14 protein-coding genes are annotated in these 16,027 nt (G+C 71.8%); 13 read left to right on the forward strand and 1 reads right to left on the reverse strand.

Annotated features, from left to right (window positions below):
* The first annotated feature begins 70 nt into the window (after positions 1–70).
* The 9 genes from ftsW (at position 71) to ACIPYS_RS02345 (ending at position 9,082) form a co-directional block, all read left to right on the forward strand.
* Entirely contained in the window at positions 71–1,414 is a 1,344-nt protein-coding gene (gene ftsW / locus ACIPYS_RS02305; RefSeq protein WP_093862366.1) for a putative lipid II flippase FtsW, read from the forward strand.
* 6 nt (positions 1,415–1,420) lie between these two features.
* Positions 1,421–2,527, forward strand: a complete 1,107-nt coding sequence (murG, locus tag ACIPYS_RS02310) for an undecaprenyldiphospho-muramoylpentapeptide beta-N-acetylglucosaminyltransferase (protein ID WP_053648156.1) — start codon at positions 1,421–1,423, stop codon at positions 2,525–2,527.
* Positions 2,520–3,296, forward strand: a complete 777-nt coding sequence (locus ACIPYS_RS02315) for a cell division protein FtsQ/DivIB (protein WP_400742054.1) — start codon at positions 2,520–2,522, stop codon at positions 3,294–3,296. Before murG ends, ACIPYS_RS02315 begins: the two co-directional genes overlap by 8 nt.
* A gap of 408 nt (positions 3,297–3,704) precedes the next feature.
* Entirely contained in the window at positions 3,705–4,934 is a 1,230-nt protein-coding gene (gene ftsZ / locus ACIPYS_RS02320) for a cell division protein FtsZ (protein WP_093862368.1), read from the forward strand.
* On the forward strand, positions 4,931–5,662 hold the full coding sequence (pgeF, locus tag ACIPYS_RS02325) for a peptidoglycan editing factor PgeF (RefSeq protein WP_400742058.1): 732 nt from the start codon (positions 4,931–4,933) through the stop codon (positions 5,660–5,662). The genes ftsZ and pgeF overlap by 4 nt, the downstream gene beginning before the upstream one ends.
* The gene (locus ACIPYS_RS02330; RefSeq protein ID WP_093862369.1) at positions 5,662–6,468 is read left to right on the forward strand and encodes a YggS family pyridoxal phosphate-dependent enzyme; all 807 of its coding nucleotides are present in this window, start codon (positions 5,662–5,664) and stop codon (positions 6,466–6,468) included. The genes pgeF and ACIPYS_RS02330 overlap by 1 nt, the downstream gene beginning before the upstream one ends.
* A 227-nt stretch (positions 6,469–6,695) precedes the next feature.
* Complete coding sequence (locus tag ACIPYS_RS02335; protein WP_030391444.1) at positions 6,696–7,298, forward strand: cell division protein SepF; 603 nt, start codon at positions 6,696–6,698, stop codon at positions 7,296–7,298.
* 93 nt (positions 7,299–7,391) lie between these two features.
* Positions 7,392–7,673 carry a YggT family protein gene (locus ACIPYS_RS02340; RefSeq protein WP_030391443.1) on the forward strand — a complete coding sequence of 94 codons (282 nt, stop codon included), beginning with the start codon at positions 7,392–7,394 and terminating at the stop codon, positions 7,671–7,673.
* A gap of 59 nt (positions 7,674–7,732) precedes the next feature.
* Entirely contained in the window at positions 7,733–9,082 is a 1,350-nt protein-coding gene (locus ACIPYS_RS02345) for a DivIVA domain-containing protein (RefSeq protein ID WP_093862370.1), read from the forward strand.
* Between the two features lie 212 nt (positions 9,083–9,294).
* Here the strand turns inward: ACIPYS_RS02345 and ileS are convergent, their stop codons facing one another.
* The gene (gene ileS, locus ACIPYS_RS02350) at positions 9,295–12,426 is read right to left on the reverse strand and encodes an isoleucine--tRNA ligase (protein ID WP_400742065.1); all 3,132 of its coding nucleotides are present in this window, start codon (positions 12,424–12,426) and stop codon (positions 9,295–9,297) included.
* 580 nt (positions 12,427–13,006) lie between these two features.
* Between ileS and ACIPYS_RS02355 the strand changes: the two genes are divergently transcribed.
* From ACIPYS_RS02355 to ACIPYS_RS02370, 4 genes are all read left to right on the forward strand, one after another.
* Positions 13,007–13,516, forward strand: coding sequence for a TraR/DksA family transcriptional regulator (locus tag ACIPYS_RS02355; RefSeq protein ID WP_231977818.1), 510 nt, complete (start codon positions 13,007–13,009; stop codon positions 13,514–13,516).
* 210 nt (positions 13,517–13,726) lie between these two features.
* The gene (gene lspA, locus ACIPYS_RS02360) at positions 13,727–14,446 is read left to right on the forward strand and encodes a signal peptidase II (RefSeq protein WP_400742068.1); all 720 of its coding nucleotides are present in this window, start codon (positions 13,727–13,729) and stop codon (positions 14,444–14,446) included.
* A gap of 70 nt (positions 14,447–14,516) precedes the next feature.
* Positions 14,517–15,455 (forward strand): RluA family pseudouridine synthase, encoded by a 939-nt coding sequence (locus ACIPYS_RS02365; RefSeq protein ID WP_093862374.1) that lies wholly within the window; start codon positions 14,517–14,519, stop codon positions 15,453–15,455.
* 102 nt (positions 15,456–15,557) lie between these two features.
* Positions 15,558–16,019 carry a GNAT family N-acetyltransferase gene (locus ACIPYS_RS02370; protein WP_093862375.1) on the forward strand — a complete coding sequence of 154 codons (462 nt, stop codon included), beginning with the start codon at positions 15,558–15,560 and terminating at the stop codon, positions 16,017–16,019.
* Positions 16,020–16,027 lie beyond the last annotated feature (8 nt).

The raw sequence follows: 16,027 nt of genomic DNA on the forward strand, positions 1-16,027 counted from the left end.
GCCGGAGGCCGACGGGGCACGACAGAAGGGGAGCGTTGTGGCCGGGAGCGGCAGGGCGGGTGGTTCGGGCATGCCGGAGAAGGGCGGCCCGGCCGAGCCGCTGCGGGTGATCTCGGCCACCACCACCGCCTACAAGTCGGCCGGTCCGCTGGCCCGGCTGCAGGCGTTCCGGGCCCGGGTGCGGTACGCCCTGGACCGGCCGCTGACGCCGTACCTGCTGATCGCCGGCACGGTGCTGCTGCTGGTCGTGCTCGGTCTGATGATGGTCTCCTCGGCCTCGCAGATCCTCGCGCTGGGCCAGCACCGCTCGACCCAGTTCTACTTCTACAAGCAGTTGCTCGCCGTCCTGCTCGGCCTCGCGCTGCTGCTCGGCTTCGCCCTCGTCCCGGTGGCGGTGCTGCGGGTGATCGTCTACCCGGTGATGTTCGCCGTGATCGGGGCCATGGTGCTGGTGGCGATCCCCGGCATCGGCATGGAGGTCAACGGCAACCGGAACTGGCTGGATTTCGGGGTGTTCCAGTTCCAGCCCTCCGAGTTCGCCAAGCTCGCCCTCGTGCTCTGGGGCGCCGACCTGCTGGCCCGCAAGCAGAAGACCGGCACCCTCGGCGAGTGGAAGCACCTGCTGATCCCGCTGGTGCCCGGCACCCTGCTGCTGATCGTGCTGATCATGCTCGGCGGCGACATGGGCACCACGATGATCCTGGTGGCCATGCTGTTCGGACTGCTCTGGATGGTCGGGGCACCGATGCGGCTGTTCGTCGCCACCCTCGGGGTGGCCGTGGTGGTCTGCACCGCGCTGGTCGTCACCGTCCCGCACCGGGCCGAGCGGCTGTCCTGCATCGGGGTGACCAAGCTCGACCCGGCCGGCGCCTGCTTCCAGGCCCTGCACGGCGTCTACTCGTTCGGCCTCGGGGGCCTGGTCGGCTCCGGACTCGGCGCCGGCGTCGAGAAATGGGGCCAGCTCCCGGAGGCGCACACCGACTTCATCTTCGCCACCACCGGTGAGGAAATGGGTCTGGTGGGGACGCTGTCGGTGATCGGTCTCTTCGCGGCACTAGGCTACGCGGGTATCCGTGTGGCCATCGGTACGAGGGATCCCTTCGTCAGGTACGCCGCGGGGGCCGCCACCACCTGGATCATGGCTCAGGCCGTGATCAACCTGGGGTCGGCGCTGGGACTGCTGCCCATCGCGGGCGTCCCGCTCCCGCTGTTCTCCTACGGCGGTTCCGCCATGCTGTCGGCCATGTCCGCGATCGGGGTGCTGCTCTGCCTGGCACGCAGCAGCTCGGGCGCGAAGGCGGCCCTGGCCGCCCGGAGCAAGAACTCCCGGATCAGGAAGCAGCTGGCCCGGGTGCTGCCACGACGACGAACCACAGCGCGCCCGGTCCCAGGACCGGCACGCAGGGAGCGGTGAATTTCGGTGCATGTCGTACTCGCCGGCGGGGGGACCGCCGGTCACATCGAGCCGGCCATGGCCCTCGCGGACGCCCTCCGCAGGCACGACCCGTCCGTCGGGATCACCGCCCTCGGCACCGAGCGCGGCCTGGAGACCCGGTTGGTCCCCGAGCGCGGCTACCAGCTGGAGCTGATCCCGGCCGTCCCGCTGCCCCGCAAGCCCACCCCCGAGCTGATCACCGTACCGGGCCGGCTGCGCGGCACCGTCCGGGCCGCCCAGGAGATCATCGAGCGGGTGAACGCGGACGCCGTGGTCGGCTTCGGCGGCTACGTCGCGATGCCCGCCTATCTGGCCGCCAAGCGGGCCGGGGTGCCGATCGTGGTGCACGAGGCCAACGCCCGGCCCGGCCTGGCCAACAAGATCGGCGCCCGGTACAGCGACTTCGTCGCCGTCTCCACGCCGGACAGCAAGCTGCGCGACTCCCGCTACATCGGCATCCCGCTGCGCCGGACCATCGCGACCCTGGACCGGAACGCGGCCCGCCCGGAGGCGCGGCACTACTTCGGCCTCGACCAGCGGCTGCCCACCCTGCTGGTCACCGGCGGCTCGCAGGGCGCCCGCCGGCTGAACGAGACGATCACCGCGATCGCCCCCCGGCTCCAGCAGTACGGGGTGCAGATCCTGCACGCGGTCGGCCCCAAGAACGAGCTGCCCCAGGTGGACGACATCCCGGGGATGCCGCCGTACCGCGCGGTGCCGTACCTGGACCGGATGGACCTCGCCTACGCGGCGGCCGACATGATGCTCTGCCGGGCCGGCGCCATGACGGTGGCCGAGCTGGCCGCGGTCGGCCTGCCGGCCGCGTTCGTGCCGCTGCCGATCGGCAACGGCGAGCAGCGGCTGAACGCCCAGCCGATGGTGAAGGCCGGCGGCGGCCTGCTGGTCGACGACGCCGAGCTCACCCCGGACTGGGTGCTGCAGAACGTGCTGCCGGTCCTGACGGACCCGCAGCGGCTGTGGGACATGAGCCGGTCGGCCGCCGAGTTCGGCCGCCGGGACGCCGACGAGCTGCTCGTCGGCATGGTCTACGAGGCCATCGAGGCCGCCCGGGGCGGCCGCCGTCGTGGCTGACGCCCGGCTCGCCGACCCCCTGGACGAGGAGTTCGAGGCCGGGGAGCACGCTCCCCGGCTCCGGCTCTCCCGCCGGGGCGCGGTGGTGCTGGGCGCCCTGGTCGCGCTGCTGCTGGGGCTGCTGTCCTGGCTGGTCTTCTTCTCCTCGGTGCTGGAGGTGCGCTCCGTCGCGGTGCAGGGCCTCCAGGACGAGCGGCTGACGGCCGACGAGGTCAGGACGGCGATCGGCGGCGTCGGTTCGGGGCCGCTGGCCCGGGTGGACCTCGACGACGCCCGCGCGCGGGTGGAGGCGATCCCCCGGGTGGCCGGGGCGGAGGTCTGGCGGGGCTGGCCGAACACCCTTCGGGTGAAGGTCACCCAGCGCACGGCGGTCGCCGCGGTGAAGGGCGAGGACGGCCGCTTCACCCAGGTCGACGCGGCCGGAGTGAGCTTCGCCACCGAGCCGGCCGCCCCGTCCGGGGTGCCGGTGGTGGAGCTGAGGCTCAGCCAGCAGGCTGTCGACACCGAGTCGGTGATCGGCCGGAACCAGCTGGTGGAGGGCGCGGTGGCGGTGGCGGCCGGGCTGCCGGAGGAGGTCCGGCAGCGGGCCGGGGCCGTTCTGGTGCACTCGTTCGACGACATCCAGCTGCAGTTGGCCGGGGGTGCGACGGTGCGCTGGGGGAGTCCCGAGCAGACGGATCGCAAAGCCCGGGTGCTGGTGGCGCTGCTGCGTCAGAAGGGTACGAACTTCGATGTGAGCGCTCCGGACGCGCCTGCGGTGTCCGGATGATCCGGTAGGTTCTGTGCGCAAGGGTGCGCGTGGAGCGTGCCGCCGGAGGACGGCGGCGGGCTGCGGGCGGGGTTGACGCGGCTTCGTGGCGGCCCGACCCTTGGTGGTCACCCCGGTGTCATCCGCCGGTCGATGATCACATAGGCTCAAAAGAAAAAGGGAAGCTCGGCGTGTTCGTTGAAACACGTGGCCGGAGCCACCTAGTGTCCTGTCTCACCAGACTGTGTTCCCTGGTGATGTGACAGAGGCACAGCACTAACCCTAAAGGTCAAGTTTAGGGTTGGGGTCGGCGGTCGGCATTTCGGACATTACGTCAGGAACCAGGCTCCCTACCCATCGACATCCGTCGGTCCGGCCCTGATCGGGCATTCGGGCCGACCTGGAAATTCGAGGCGAGAGGCCTTCGACGTGGCAGCACCGCAGAACTACCTCGCAGTCATCAAGGTCGTCGGTATCGGCGGCGGTGGTGTCAACGCCATCAACCGGATGATCGAGGTCGGTCTCAAGGGCGTCGAGTTCATCGCGATCAACACCGATGCGCAGGCCCTCCTCATGAGCGACGCCGACGTCAAGCTCGATGTGGGCCGTGAACTCACCCGGGGCCTCGGCGCCGGCGCCAACCCCGAGGTCGGCCGGAAGGCCGCCGAGGACCACCGCGAGGAGATCGAGGAGGTCCTCAAGGGGGCCGACATGGTCTTCGTCACCGCCGGCGAGGGCGGCGGCACCGGCACGGGCGGCGCGCCGGTGGTCGCCAACATCGCCCGCTCGCTGGGCGCGCTGACCATCGGCGTGGTCACCCGCCCGTTCACCTTCGAGGGCCGGCGGCGCGCCAACCAGGCCGAGGACGGCATCGCCTCGCTGCGCGAAGAGGTCGACACCCTCATCGTCATCCCCAACGACCGGCTGCTGTCCATCTCGGACCGCCAGGTCAGCGTGCTGGACGCGTTCCGCTCCGCCGACCAGGTGCTGCTCTCCGGTGTCCAGGGGATCACAGACCTGATCACCACGCCGGGTCTGATCAACCTCGACTTCGCCGACGTCAAGTCGGTCATGTCGGACGCCGGTTCGGCGCTCATGGGCATCGGCTCGGCCCGCGGCGAGGACCGCGCCAAGGCGGCCGCCGTGATGGCGATCTCCTCTCCGCTGCTGGAGGCCTCGATCGACGGCGCCCGCGGTGTGCTGCTGTCCATCTCCGGCGGCTCCGACCTCGGCCTGTTCGAGATCAACGAGTCCGCCCAGCTGGTCAGCGAGGCGGCCCACCCCGAGGCGAACATCATCTTCGGTGCCGTCATCGACGACGCCCTGGGCGACGAGGTCCGGGTCACCGTCATCGCGGCGGGCTTCGACGGCGGCCAGCCGCCGGCGATCGTCCGCGAGCCGGTGGTCAAGGCGAGCGCGGCCCCGGCCAACCCGCCGGCCTCCTCGGGCACCCCGGAGCGTCCGGCCGGCCGGCCCGCGTACGGCGGCATCGGCTCGGTCACCTCCCGCTCCGAGGGCGACAGCGCCTCCTCCTCCCGTCCGGCCGAGTCGCCGGCCACCACCACGGCCGCCCCGGTGCCGCCGCAGGTGCAGCCGGCCCGGCAGCCGTTCGTGGAGAGCCCGGCCGAGGAACTCGACGTGCCGGACTTCCTTAAGTGATCGACCACGCGGTCCGCGACGGTGCTCACTTCGCCTTCACCAGTCGGTGGGGCGGGGTGAGCACTTCGCCGTACGGGGAGCTGAACCTCGGCGGCGCGGTGGGGGACGACCCGGCGGCCGTCCTGGAGAACCGGGCGATCGCGGCCCGCGAGCTCGGCCTCGACCCGGCCGACGTGGTGTGGATGAACCAGGTGCACGGGGCGGACGTGGCCGTGGTGACGGAGCGGCAGCCGGCGGGGGAGGCCCCCACGGTCGACGCGGTGGTCACCGACCGGCCGCTGGCGCTGGCCGTGCTGACCGCGGACTGCACCCCGGTGCTGCTGGCGGACCCGGTCGCGGGGGTGGTCGGCGCGGCCCACGCCGGACGGCCCGGTCTCGCGGCCGGTGTGGTGCCGGCCGTGGTCCGGGCGATGGTGGCGCTCGGCGCCGAGCCCGCGCGGATCGCCGCCGCCACCGGACCCGCCGTCTGCGGCCGCTGCTACGAGGTGCCCGCGCAGCTGCGGGCCGAGGTCGCTGGGCGGGTGCCCGCGGCACATGCGGTGACCTCCTGGGGGACCCCGGCCCTGGACGTGCCGGCGGGAGTCGCGGCCCAGCTGGCCGCCGCGGGTGTCACCGGGCCGGTGCTGTCACCGGTCTGCACCCTCGAATCGGCCGACCACTACTCCTATCGGCGCGAGCAGCGCACGGGCCGGCTCGCGAGCTACGTCTGGTTGGGCTCTTCACACTGATGACGAATGACATCTACGGACCGTTCCCGGGCGATTCCGCCCGATTCCCGGACAAGTCCTGGCTGGACGCGCTGACGGAGGGCCAACGGGCCCGGTACGAGGAACTCGGTACCAACCTGGAGGTCGTCGAGCGGCGGATCGCCGACGCCTGCGCCGCCGCCGGGCGGGCCCGCGACGAGGTCCGGCTGATCGTGGTCACCAAGACCTACCCCGCCGAGGACACCGCGCTGCTGGCCGGGCTGGGCGTCACCGATGTCGCGGAGAACCGCGACCAGGACGCCGCACCCAAGGCGGAGCAGTGCAGAAACCTTCCTCTTGACTGGCACTTCGTCGGCCAGCTGCAGACCAACAAGGTCCGCTCGGTGGTCCGGTACGCCGACCACGTGCACTCGGTGGACCGGGCGCGGCTGGTGGAGTCGCTCGGCGCGGCGGTCGTCAAGGCCGGACGCGCCGACCTGGGCTGCCTGGTGCAGGTGGCCCTGGACAAGGAGGCCGGCGAGGGCGAGCACCGTGCCGGGGTCGCCCCGGCGGACGTGCTCGCGCTGGCCGACGCGATCGCCGACACGCCCGGACTGCGCATGGACGGTGTGATGACGGTCGCTCCGCTCGCGGGTCCGCTGGCCGGCGATCCGGCGGCGGCCTTCGATCGGCTGGCGGAAATCGCAACCGCCGTACGGGCGGCCCATCCGGCTGCCACCATGGTCTCGGCAGGGATGAGCGGCGACCTGGAGCAGGCCATTGCCGCCGGAGCGACACATGTGCGCGTCGGAACGGCGGTACTCGGAGTGCGGTCACCCCTCAGGTAACGTCACCGGGTAGTAGATCAGACTGCAGGACAAAATAGGACAGAAGCTAGCAGCTTATCGGAGCGCTAGCCAACCGTGGATCGCAGCTCCGCGGCCCTCATCCACGAACTCTGATTGGCCGTCGGCCTGACGAAGCGTCGTGGGCGGACCGCGGAATCCGCGGACGGGGCCGTTCGGCCCGGCCGTCGGGACGGAGTCGGTCCACCACAAGCGGAGGAGACAGGAGCATGGCCGGCGCAATGCGCAAGATGGCGGTCTACCTCGGCCTCGTGGAGGACGAGACGTACGACGGCCAGGGGTACGACCCCGACGACGACTACGACGCGGACCCCGAGCCGATCCGGACCGGACGGACCGAGGACATTCCGCGGCCGGCCTCCCCGGCACCCGCGCCGGTCTCCTCCATCACCCCGCAGCCGGTGCCGGCCGCGGTCCCGATCCGCCAGGAGACCCCGAGGATGGCACCAGTGTCGTCCATCACACCCGAACGCCGCCACAACCTGGAGAAGAGCGCCCCGGTGATCATGCCCAAGGTAGTGAACGAACGAGAGCCCTACCGCATCACCACGCTGCACCCGAGGACCTACAACGAGGCCCGTACCATCGGGGAACAGTTCCGTGGCGGGACTCCTGTGATCATGAATCTGACCGAGATGGACGACACGGATGCCAAGCGGCTCGTAGACTTCGCCGCTGGACTCGTCTTCGGTCTGCACGGCAGTATCGAGCGCGTGACGCAGAAGGTGTTCCTCCTGTCGCCTGCTAACGTCGATGTCACGGCGGAGGACAAGGCTCGGATCGCCGAGGGTGGGTTCTTCAACCAGAGCTGACCCGACCACGACTTTACGTGTGGATCTGATCGACAGTGAGTCAGCGACAAGGCGAGCGGCCCAAGGGCCGACAACCGGGGAGAGGGAAGCGCGATGGAGATCGTGTGGGAGGTGCTCTATTACGCACTGACCGTCTTCCTGGTGTTCCTGCTCGTGCGGCTGGTGATGGACTGGGTCTTCCAGTTCGCGCGTTCGTGGCGGCCCGGCAAGGCCATGGTCCTGGTCCTGGAGGCCACGTACACTGTCACGGATCCGCCGCTCAAGCTTCTGCGGCGGTTCATTCCGCCGTTGCGTCTCGGGGGCGTGGCGCTCGACCTGTCCTTCTTCGTACTGATGATCATTGTGTATGTCCTGATCTCGCTTGTGCGGCCCTAGTCGTAGGTGAGCGATGCGACAGGATGCCGGTGTGCCGACGATCACGTTGAGGTGAAGAGATGCCATTGACCCCCGAGGACGTTCGGAACAAGCAGTTCACGACCGTCCGCCTGCGCGAAGGCTATGACGAGGACGAGGTCGATGCCTTCCTCGACGAGGTCGAGGCGGAGCTGACCCGTCTCCTCCGCGAGAACGAGGACCTGCGCGCCAAGCTGGCCGCAGCGACCCGTGCCGCCGCGCAGAACCAGGCCAACATGCGCAAGGAGCCGCCGCAGGACGCGCGTCCCGGCGCCCCGGTGCCGGCCGCCATATCCGGCCCGCCGGTCCCCGGCCAGCAGGGCGGCCCCGGTCCGCAGCAGCAGATGGGCCCGGGCGGTCCGCAGCAGCAGCAGATGGGCCCCGGTCCGCAGCAGCAGATGGGCAACCAGCCGCTCGGCCTGCCGTCCGGCGCCCCGCAGCTGCCCGCAGGTCAGGGCGGCCCGATGGGCGGCCCCGGCCAGCAGCAGCAGATGGGCCAGCAGCAGATGGGCCAGACCATGGGCGGCCAGCAGCAGCTGGTCCAGCCGATGGGCGGTCAGATGCTCCAGCCGATGGGCGGCCCCGGCGGCCCGCAGGGCATGGGCAACCCGATGGGCCAGGGCATGGGCCAGCAGCAGATGCAGCAGATGGGCGGCCCCATGGGCGGCCCGCAGCAGATGGGCGGCCCGATGGGCGCCCCGATGCAGCAGCAGCAGAACCCCGGTGGCGACAGCGCCGCGCGGGTGCTGGCGCTCGCCCAGCAGACCGCGGACCAGGCGATCTCCGAGGCCCGTTCCGAGGCCAACAAGATCGTCGGCGAGGCGCGCAGCCGCGCCGAGGGCCTGGAGCGGGACGCCCGCGCCAAGGCCGACGCGCTGGAGCGGGACGCGCAGGAGAAGCACCGCGTCGCGATGGGCTCCCTGGAGTCCGCCCGCGCCACGCTGGAGCGCAAGGTCGAGGACCTGCGGGCGTTCGAGCGTGAGTACCGGACGCGCCTGAAGTCCTACCTGGAGACCCAGCTCCGTCAGCTGGAGTCGCAGGCGGACGACTCGCTCGCGCCGCCGCGGATCCCGGCCACCGCTTCGCTGCCGCCGGCCGCGTCGTCGATGGCTCCGGCCGGTGCGGGCGCGATGAGCCCGGCGCCGAGCTTCGGTGGTGGCCAGCAGTCGTTCGGCGGCCAGCCGTCCTTCGGCGGGCAGAGCGCCTTCGGCGGGAACGGTGCGCCGAGCTTCGGCGGGCCGTCGGCCGCGGGCAACTCGGGTGCGCCGCAGATGCAGCCGGCCGGGATGACCCAGCCGATGGCGGCCGTCCGTCCGCAGCCGCCGCAGCCGATGCAGCAGGCGCCGGCTCCGATGCGGGGCTTCCTGATCGACGAGGACGGCGACAACTAAGCGGTAGCCGTCGGCACGGGCGCCCCCTGCTCGACCCTTCGGGGTCGGGGAGGGGGCGCTTTCGTGTGCGCGGAGCCGTCCATGGGTGCGCGGGGCCGCCCTTCGTGCGGGCGGGGTCGGGCAGGGCCGCCTCCCGTGGGGGGCCTTCCTGGCGGGAGGGGGAACGGCGGAGCCGCCGCCGCCCGGTGGGCGACGGCGGCTCCGGAGCCGGGTCAGGCCTTGCGCAGCTGGAAGGCGAGGCCGAGGGACTCGTCGGCGAAGGTGTCGGACTCCCAGTCGGCGGCGCCGGCGGCGAAGTCGGTGGCGAGCACCTCCTCGGCGACCAGGGCACCGTGCTCGGCGATGGCCTCGGCGGTCTCGTCGTTGCTCGCGCGCCAGCGCAGCACGATCCGGTCGGCGACGTCCAGGCCGGAGTTCTTGCGGGCCTCCTGGATCTGGCGGATCGCGTCCCGGGCGACACCGAGGCGCTTGAGCTCGGGGGTGATCGCGAGGTCCAGCGCGACGGTGGCGCCGGACTCGTTGGCGACGGCCCAGCCCTCGCGCGGGGTCTCGGTGATGATCACCTCGTCCGGGGACAGGGCCACCGTCTCACCGTTCAGCTCGACCGAGGTGGTGCCCCCGGCGCGAAGCTCGGCGGCGAGCCGGGCGGCGTCCGCGGCGGCGACCGCCTTGGCGACGTCCTGCACGCCCTTGCCGAAACGCTTGCCCAGCGCGCGGAAGTTGGCCTTGGCGGTGGTGTCGACCAGCGAGCCGCCGACGTTCGCGAGCGACTCCAGGGCGGAGACGTTGAGCTCCTCGGCGATCTGCGCGCGCAGGTCCTGCGGCAGCTCGTCCCAGCCCTGGGCGGCGACCAGCGCGCGGGACAGCGGCTGGCGGGTCTTCACGCCCGACTCGGCGCGGGTGGCCCGGCCCAGCTCGACCAGCCGACGGACCAGCGCCATGTGGCGGGAGAGGTCGGTGTCGATCAGCGACTCGTCCGCCTCCGGCCAGGAGGCCAGGTGGACCGAGGCCGGGGCGTCCGGGACGACCGGGACGACCAGGTCCTGCCAGACCTGCTCGGTGATGAACGGGGTGAGCGGGGCCATCAGCCGGGTGACGGTCTCCAGCGCCTCGTGCAGGGTGGCGAGCGCGGCGGCGTCGCCCTGCCAGAAGCGGCGGCGGCCGCGGCGGACGTACCAGTTGGAGAGGTCGTCGACGAAGGCGGAGAGCAGCTTGCCGGCGCGCTGGGTGTCGTAGGCCTCGAAGGCCGCGTCGACGTCGCGGACCAGGGCGTTCAGCTCGGAGAGCACCCAGCGGTCCAGCTGCGGGCGGTCGGCCGGGGCCGGGTCGGCCGCGGACGGCGCCCAGCCGGAGGTGCGGGCGTACAGGGCCTGGAAGGCGACGGTGTTCCAGAAGGTGAGGAGGGTCTTGCGGACCACCTCCTGGATCGTGCCGTGGCCGACCCGGCGGGCCGACCAGGGCGAGCCGCCGGCGGCCATGAACCAGCGGACGGCGTCGGCGCCGTGCTGGTCCATGAGCGGGATCGGCTGCAGGATGTTGCCCAGGTGCTTGGACATCTTGCGGCCGTCCTCGGCCAGGATGTGGCCCAGGCAGACGACGTTCTCGTACGAGCTCTTGTCGAAGACCAGGGTCCCGACGGCCATCAGGGTGTAGAACCAGCCGCGGGTCTGGTCGATCGCCTCGGAGATGAACTGCGCCGGGTAGCGCTTCTCGAACAGCTCCTTGTTCTGGTACGGGTAGCCGTACTGGGCGAAGGGCATCGAGCCCGAGTCGTACCAGGCGTCGATGACCTCGGGCACACGGGTCGAGGTGCCGCCGCACTCGCGGCAGCCGAAGGTGACCTCGTCGATGAACGGGCGGTGCGGGTCGAGGCCGCTCTGGTCGGTGCCGGTGAGCTCGGACAGCTCGGCCAGCGAGCCGACGCAGGTGAGGTGGTTCTCCTCGCAGCGCCAGACCGGCAGCGGGGTGCCCCAGTAGCGGTTGCGGCTGAGCGCCCAGTCGATGTTGTTGTTCAGCCAGTCGCCGAAGCGGCCGTGCTTGACGGTGTCCGGGAACCAGTTGGTGGCCTCGTTCTCCCGGATCATCGCGTCCTTGACCGCGGTGGTGCGGATGTACCAGGACGGCTGCGCGTAGTAGAGCAGCGCGGTGTGGCAGCGCCAGCAGTGCGGGTAGCTGTGCTCGTACGGGAGGTGGCGGAAGAGCAGGCCGCGCTCCTGGAGGTCCGCGACCAGGGCCTCGTCGGCCTTCTTGAAGAACTGGCCGCCGACCAGCGGGAGCTCGGGGTCGAAGGTGCCGTCGGTGAGGACCGGGTTGACCACCGGCAGGCCGTACTTGCGGCAGGTGGCGAGGTCGTCGGCACCGAAGGCGGGCGACTGGTGGACGATGCCGGTGCCGTCCTCGGTGGTGACGTACTCGGCGTTGAGGACGTAGTGCGCGTTCTCGATCTCGACCAGGTCGAACGGGCGGCGGTAGGCCCAGCGCTCCATCTCGGCGCCGGTGAAGGACTCGCCGGTCGCCTCCCAGCCCTCGCCGAGGGCCTTGGCCAGCAGCGGCTCGGCGACCACCAGCTGCTCGGTGCCGTCGGTGGCCACCACGTAGGTGACCTCGGGGTGGACGGCGGCGGCGGTGTTGGAGACCAGGGTCCACGGGGTGGTGGTCCAGACCAGCAGCGCGGCCCGGTCGGCCAGCGGGCCGCTGGTCAGCGGGAAGCGGACGAAGACCGAGGGGTCGACGACGGTCTCGTAGCCCTGGGCCAGCTCGTGGTCGGAGAGGCCGGTGCCGCAGCGCGGGCACCAGGGGGCGACCCGGTGGTCCTGGACCAGCAGGCCCTTGTCGAAGATCTGCTTGAGCGACCACCAGACGGACTGCACGTAGGACGGGTCCATGGTGCGGTAGGCCTGGTCGAGGTCGACCCAGTAGCCCATCCGGTTGGTGAGCTCGACGAAGGCGTCGGTGTGGCGGGTCACCGACTCGCGGCACTTGGCGTTGAACTCGGCGATGCCGTACGCCTCGATGTCCTGCTTGCCGGAGAAGCCGAGCTCCTTCTCGACGGCGAGCTCCACCGGGAGGCCGTGGCAGTCCCAGCCGGCCTTGCGGGCGACGTGGTAGCCCTTCATCGTCCGGTACCGGGGGAAGACGTCCTTGAAGACGCGGGCCTCGATGTGGTGGGCGCCGGGCATGCCGTTGGCGGTCGGCGGGCCCTCGTAGAAGACCCACTCGGGGCGGCCCTCGGACTGCTCCAGGCTGCGCTGGAAGACCTTGTTGTCCTGCCAGAACGACAGGATCCGGTGTTCGAGGGCGGGCAGGTCGACCTGCGCGGGGACGGGGTTGTAGGAGCTGGCCATGACGGGCGTCTACCTCCGGCGGATGCATGGACGGGATCCGACGGAGGGACGAGACGGCATGCCGCCCCGCGGTACCACCCTCCTTGGCCGCGATGCTGTCCGCGGCCCTCTTGTTTGGGCTTGCTGCCGGGTCTAGCGGGCCGACGAAGGGGATCGCGGACCGTTCTTCCGGCGGCTCCGGGGTGATCTTCGCGCGGTGCACACCCCCGGGCTCGCACCGTCCCCGGGTCGCTGGTGGCTGCGTACTGCGGTACTCGTCCCCATCTGCGCCTTGCAGGCCCAGTGTATCGGCCGTCGCAAGTCGGTTTCGGCGCGCCGGGGCGGGGGGCACAACTCTGTTCGGCGCGATGGGCGTGTCGCGTGTGGCGGCTGGCTGGGTGGGATCATGGTGAGGCGTCGGTATGTCATGTTGTGACCATTTTTGATCGGGATTATCGTTCCGGCACTGGAGGCCGCCGGGAACCGGCGGCTCGATTCGTTCGTAGATGGGGTCGAAGCCATGGCTGAGAAGACAACCGTCGCGGGTACCGCCACCAAGCGGGCACGCAAGGCCGTGGCAGGCGATCCAGGGGAGGGGACCGTGACCACTACCGCACGGCGCAAGAACACCACCGACACCACTCTCGTGGCCCCCGGCCGCACCCGTACGCCGGCCGGGGCCACCGCCCGTACCGGCGGTGCCGAGTCGGTCGACCCGGCCGAGCTGCCGGTCCGGCCCGGCGAGGACCCGTGGACCTCCGAGGAGGTGCGCGAGCTGCACGCCGAGCTGATCAACGATCTGGAGCGGCTCCAGCAGGAGATCGACGCGGCCGAGGCGGCCATCACCGGTCTGATGCGGGACTCCAACGACGGAGCCGGCGACGACCAGGTGGACGCCGGTACGAAGAACATCTCGCGCGAGAGCGAGGTGGCGCTGGCCAACAACGCCCGCGACAGCCTCGCCCAGACCGAGCACGCGCTGGCCCGGCTGGAGGGCGTCGGATTCGGCACCTGCGAGTCCTGCGGCCAGGCCATCGGCAAGGCACGGATGCAGGCCTTCCCGCGGGCGACGCTCTGCGTCCAGTGCAAGGCCAAGCAGGAACGCCGCTGACCGCTCCGGGCGGCCGACCGGGACGACGGGAGGGGTCGGGCTTGCCGTAGGCTCGACCCCGTAACGTCGCCTGATCCGTCGGACGATCCGTCGGAGATCGGGCTTCCCACCGGCCCATCGGCCCCCCACGTCACGGCAGCGGAGCGGATCATCAGTACGCAAGGTTCCCCCCAGACGCGGGACGACTCCGTCCCCACGCCCGCCGACGTCGTGGCCCCGGCCGGGGACGTGGCCGGGCCCGGTGACGGGGCTCCGGCCCGGCCGGCGGCCCCCGAGGCGGTCGCGGCCCCCGCGCCGGCCCAGGAGTCCCTCCCGGCTCCGGCCCCGGTCCAGGCCGCGGTCCAGGCTCCGGCGTCGCTCCCGGTCGAGCCGGCCGGGGCGGAGGAGCCGAAGGGGCGCAGGCGGATCGGCGTGCTCCTGGTCGTCGCGCTGCTCGCCTTCCTGGTCGACTTCGGCAGCAAGCTGCTGGTCGTGGCCCGGCTGGAGAACCACTCGGCGATCAAGGTGATCGGCGATGTGGTGACCTTCCAGGTGATCCGCAACTCCGGCGCCGCCTTCGGCATGGGACAGGCGCTGACCGTCGTCTTCACCATGATCGCCTCGGCCGTCATCGTGGTGATCTGGCGGATCGCCCGGCGGCTGTACAGCCTCCCCTGGGCGATCGCGCTCGGTCTGCTGCTGGGCGGCGCGCTCGGCAACCTGACCGACCGGCTGTTCCGCTCGCCCGGGGTCTTCCGCGGGCACGTGGTCGACTTCATCTCCGTCCAGCACTTCGCGGTCTTCAACCTCGCCGACTCGGCGATCGTCTGCGGCGGCATCCTGGTCGTCCTGCTCTCCTTCCGGGGCAGCAACCCGGACGGCACCGTGCACCAGCAGGCGGACAAGGGCGAGCAGGCGGAGAAGGGCGAGCGGGCGGACAAGGGCGAGTAGGGCGCTGCGGCCTCCGCCCCCGCCGGGCGCGGCGCGGGCGAGGGCCCGCGCGTCCGGCATACTCGTACGGGTGAGTACCGCAGCGCAGACCCGAAGCCTCCCCGTTCCCGACGGCCTGGAGGGCGAACGCCTCGACGCCGCCCTGGCCCGGATGTTCGGCTTCTCCCGGACCAAGGCCGCCGAGCTGGCCGCCGACGGCAAGGTGACGCTCGACGGCGCCGTCGCCGGCAAGTCGGACCGGGTCACCGCCGGCTCCTGGCTGGAGGTCGAGATCCCGGCCCCCGCCGCGCCGGTGCAGATCGTCGCCGAACCGGTCGACGGCATGCGCATCGTCCACGACGACGAGGACATCGTGCTCGTCGACAAGCCGGTCGGCGTCGCCGCGCACCCGAGCCCGGGCTGGACCGGCCCCACCGTGATCGGCGGGCTGGCCGCGGCCGGCTACCGGATCTCCACCTCCGGCGCGGCCGAGCGCCAGGGCGTCGTGCACCGGCTCGACGTCGGCACCTCCGGGCTGATGGTGGTGGCCAAGTCGGAGCGCGCCTACACCGACCTCAAGCGGCAGTTCCACGACCGGGTGACCGAGAAGAAGTACCACACGCTCGTCCAGGGCCACCCGGACCCGCTGAGCGGCACCGTGGACGCGCCGATCGGGCGCCACCCCAGCGCGGACTGGAAGTGGGCCGTCACCCGCGAGGGCAAGCCGTCGGTCACCCACTACGACCTCATCGAGGCCTACCGGGCCGCCTCGCTGATGGACATCAAGCTGGAGACCGGCCGCACCCACCAGATCCGGGTGCACATGTCCGCGCTGCGGCACCCCTGCGTCGGCGACATCACCTACGGGGCCGACCCGACCCTCGCCAAGCGGCTCGGGCTGACCCGGCAGTGGCTGCACGCCGTCTCGCTCGGCTTCGAGCACCCGTCGGACGGCGAGTGGGTGCAGTTCTCCAGCGAGTACCCCGCGGACCTGCGGAAGGCGCTGGACATCATCGCGTCGGAGAGCTGAGCCGGAGCGTCCGGCCGGAGAGCCGATTCGCAGGGCCGATTCGCAGCGCCGAGTGGCAGGGCCGATCCGCAGGGCCGGGTCGGAGAGTCGAGGGGAACCGGGATGACGGTGACGATCAGGGTCGCGCGGGGGGAGGCGGACCTCGCGCTGGTGCACGAGGTCCGGCGGGAGGTCTTCATCGTCGAGCAGGGGATCGCCGAGGAGGAGGAGTGGGACGACCTCGACCCCACCTCGGAACACCTGCTGGCGGTCGGACCGGAGGGTGAGCCCGTCGGCACGGCGCGGCTGATCTTCGGCGAGCAGGCGCTCGGGATCACCGGCGGGGTCGCCGGCCGGGTGCTGCTCGGCCGGCTCGCCGTGCTGAAGACCGCCCGGGGGACCGGGCTCGGCGCCGAACTGGTGCGGGCCGTCGAGGCCGCGGGGCGGGAGCACGGCGCGCGCGAGATGGAGCTGCACGCCCAGGTGCAGGCGCTCGGGTTCTACGAGCGCCTCGGGTACACGGCCGAGGGGCCGGTGTACGACGACGCCGGGATTCCGCACCGGACGATGACCCGGGTGCTGTAGCACCGGGG

The sequence above is a fragment of the Kitasatospora sp. NPDC089913 genome, assembly GCF_044748625.1.
In the GTDB taxonomy this organism is placed as follows: Bacteria; Actinomycetota; Actinomycetes; order Streptomycetales; family Streptomycetaceae; genus Kitasatospora.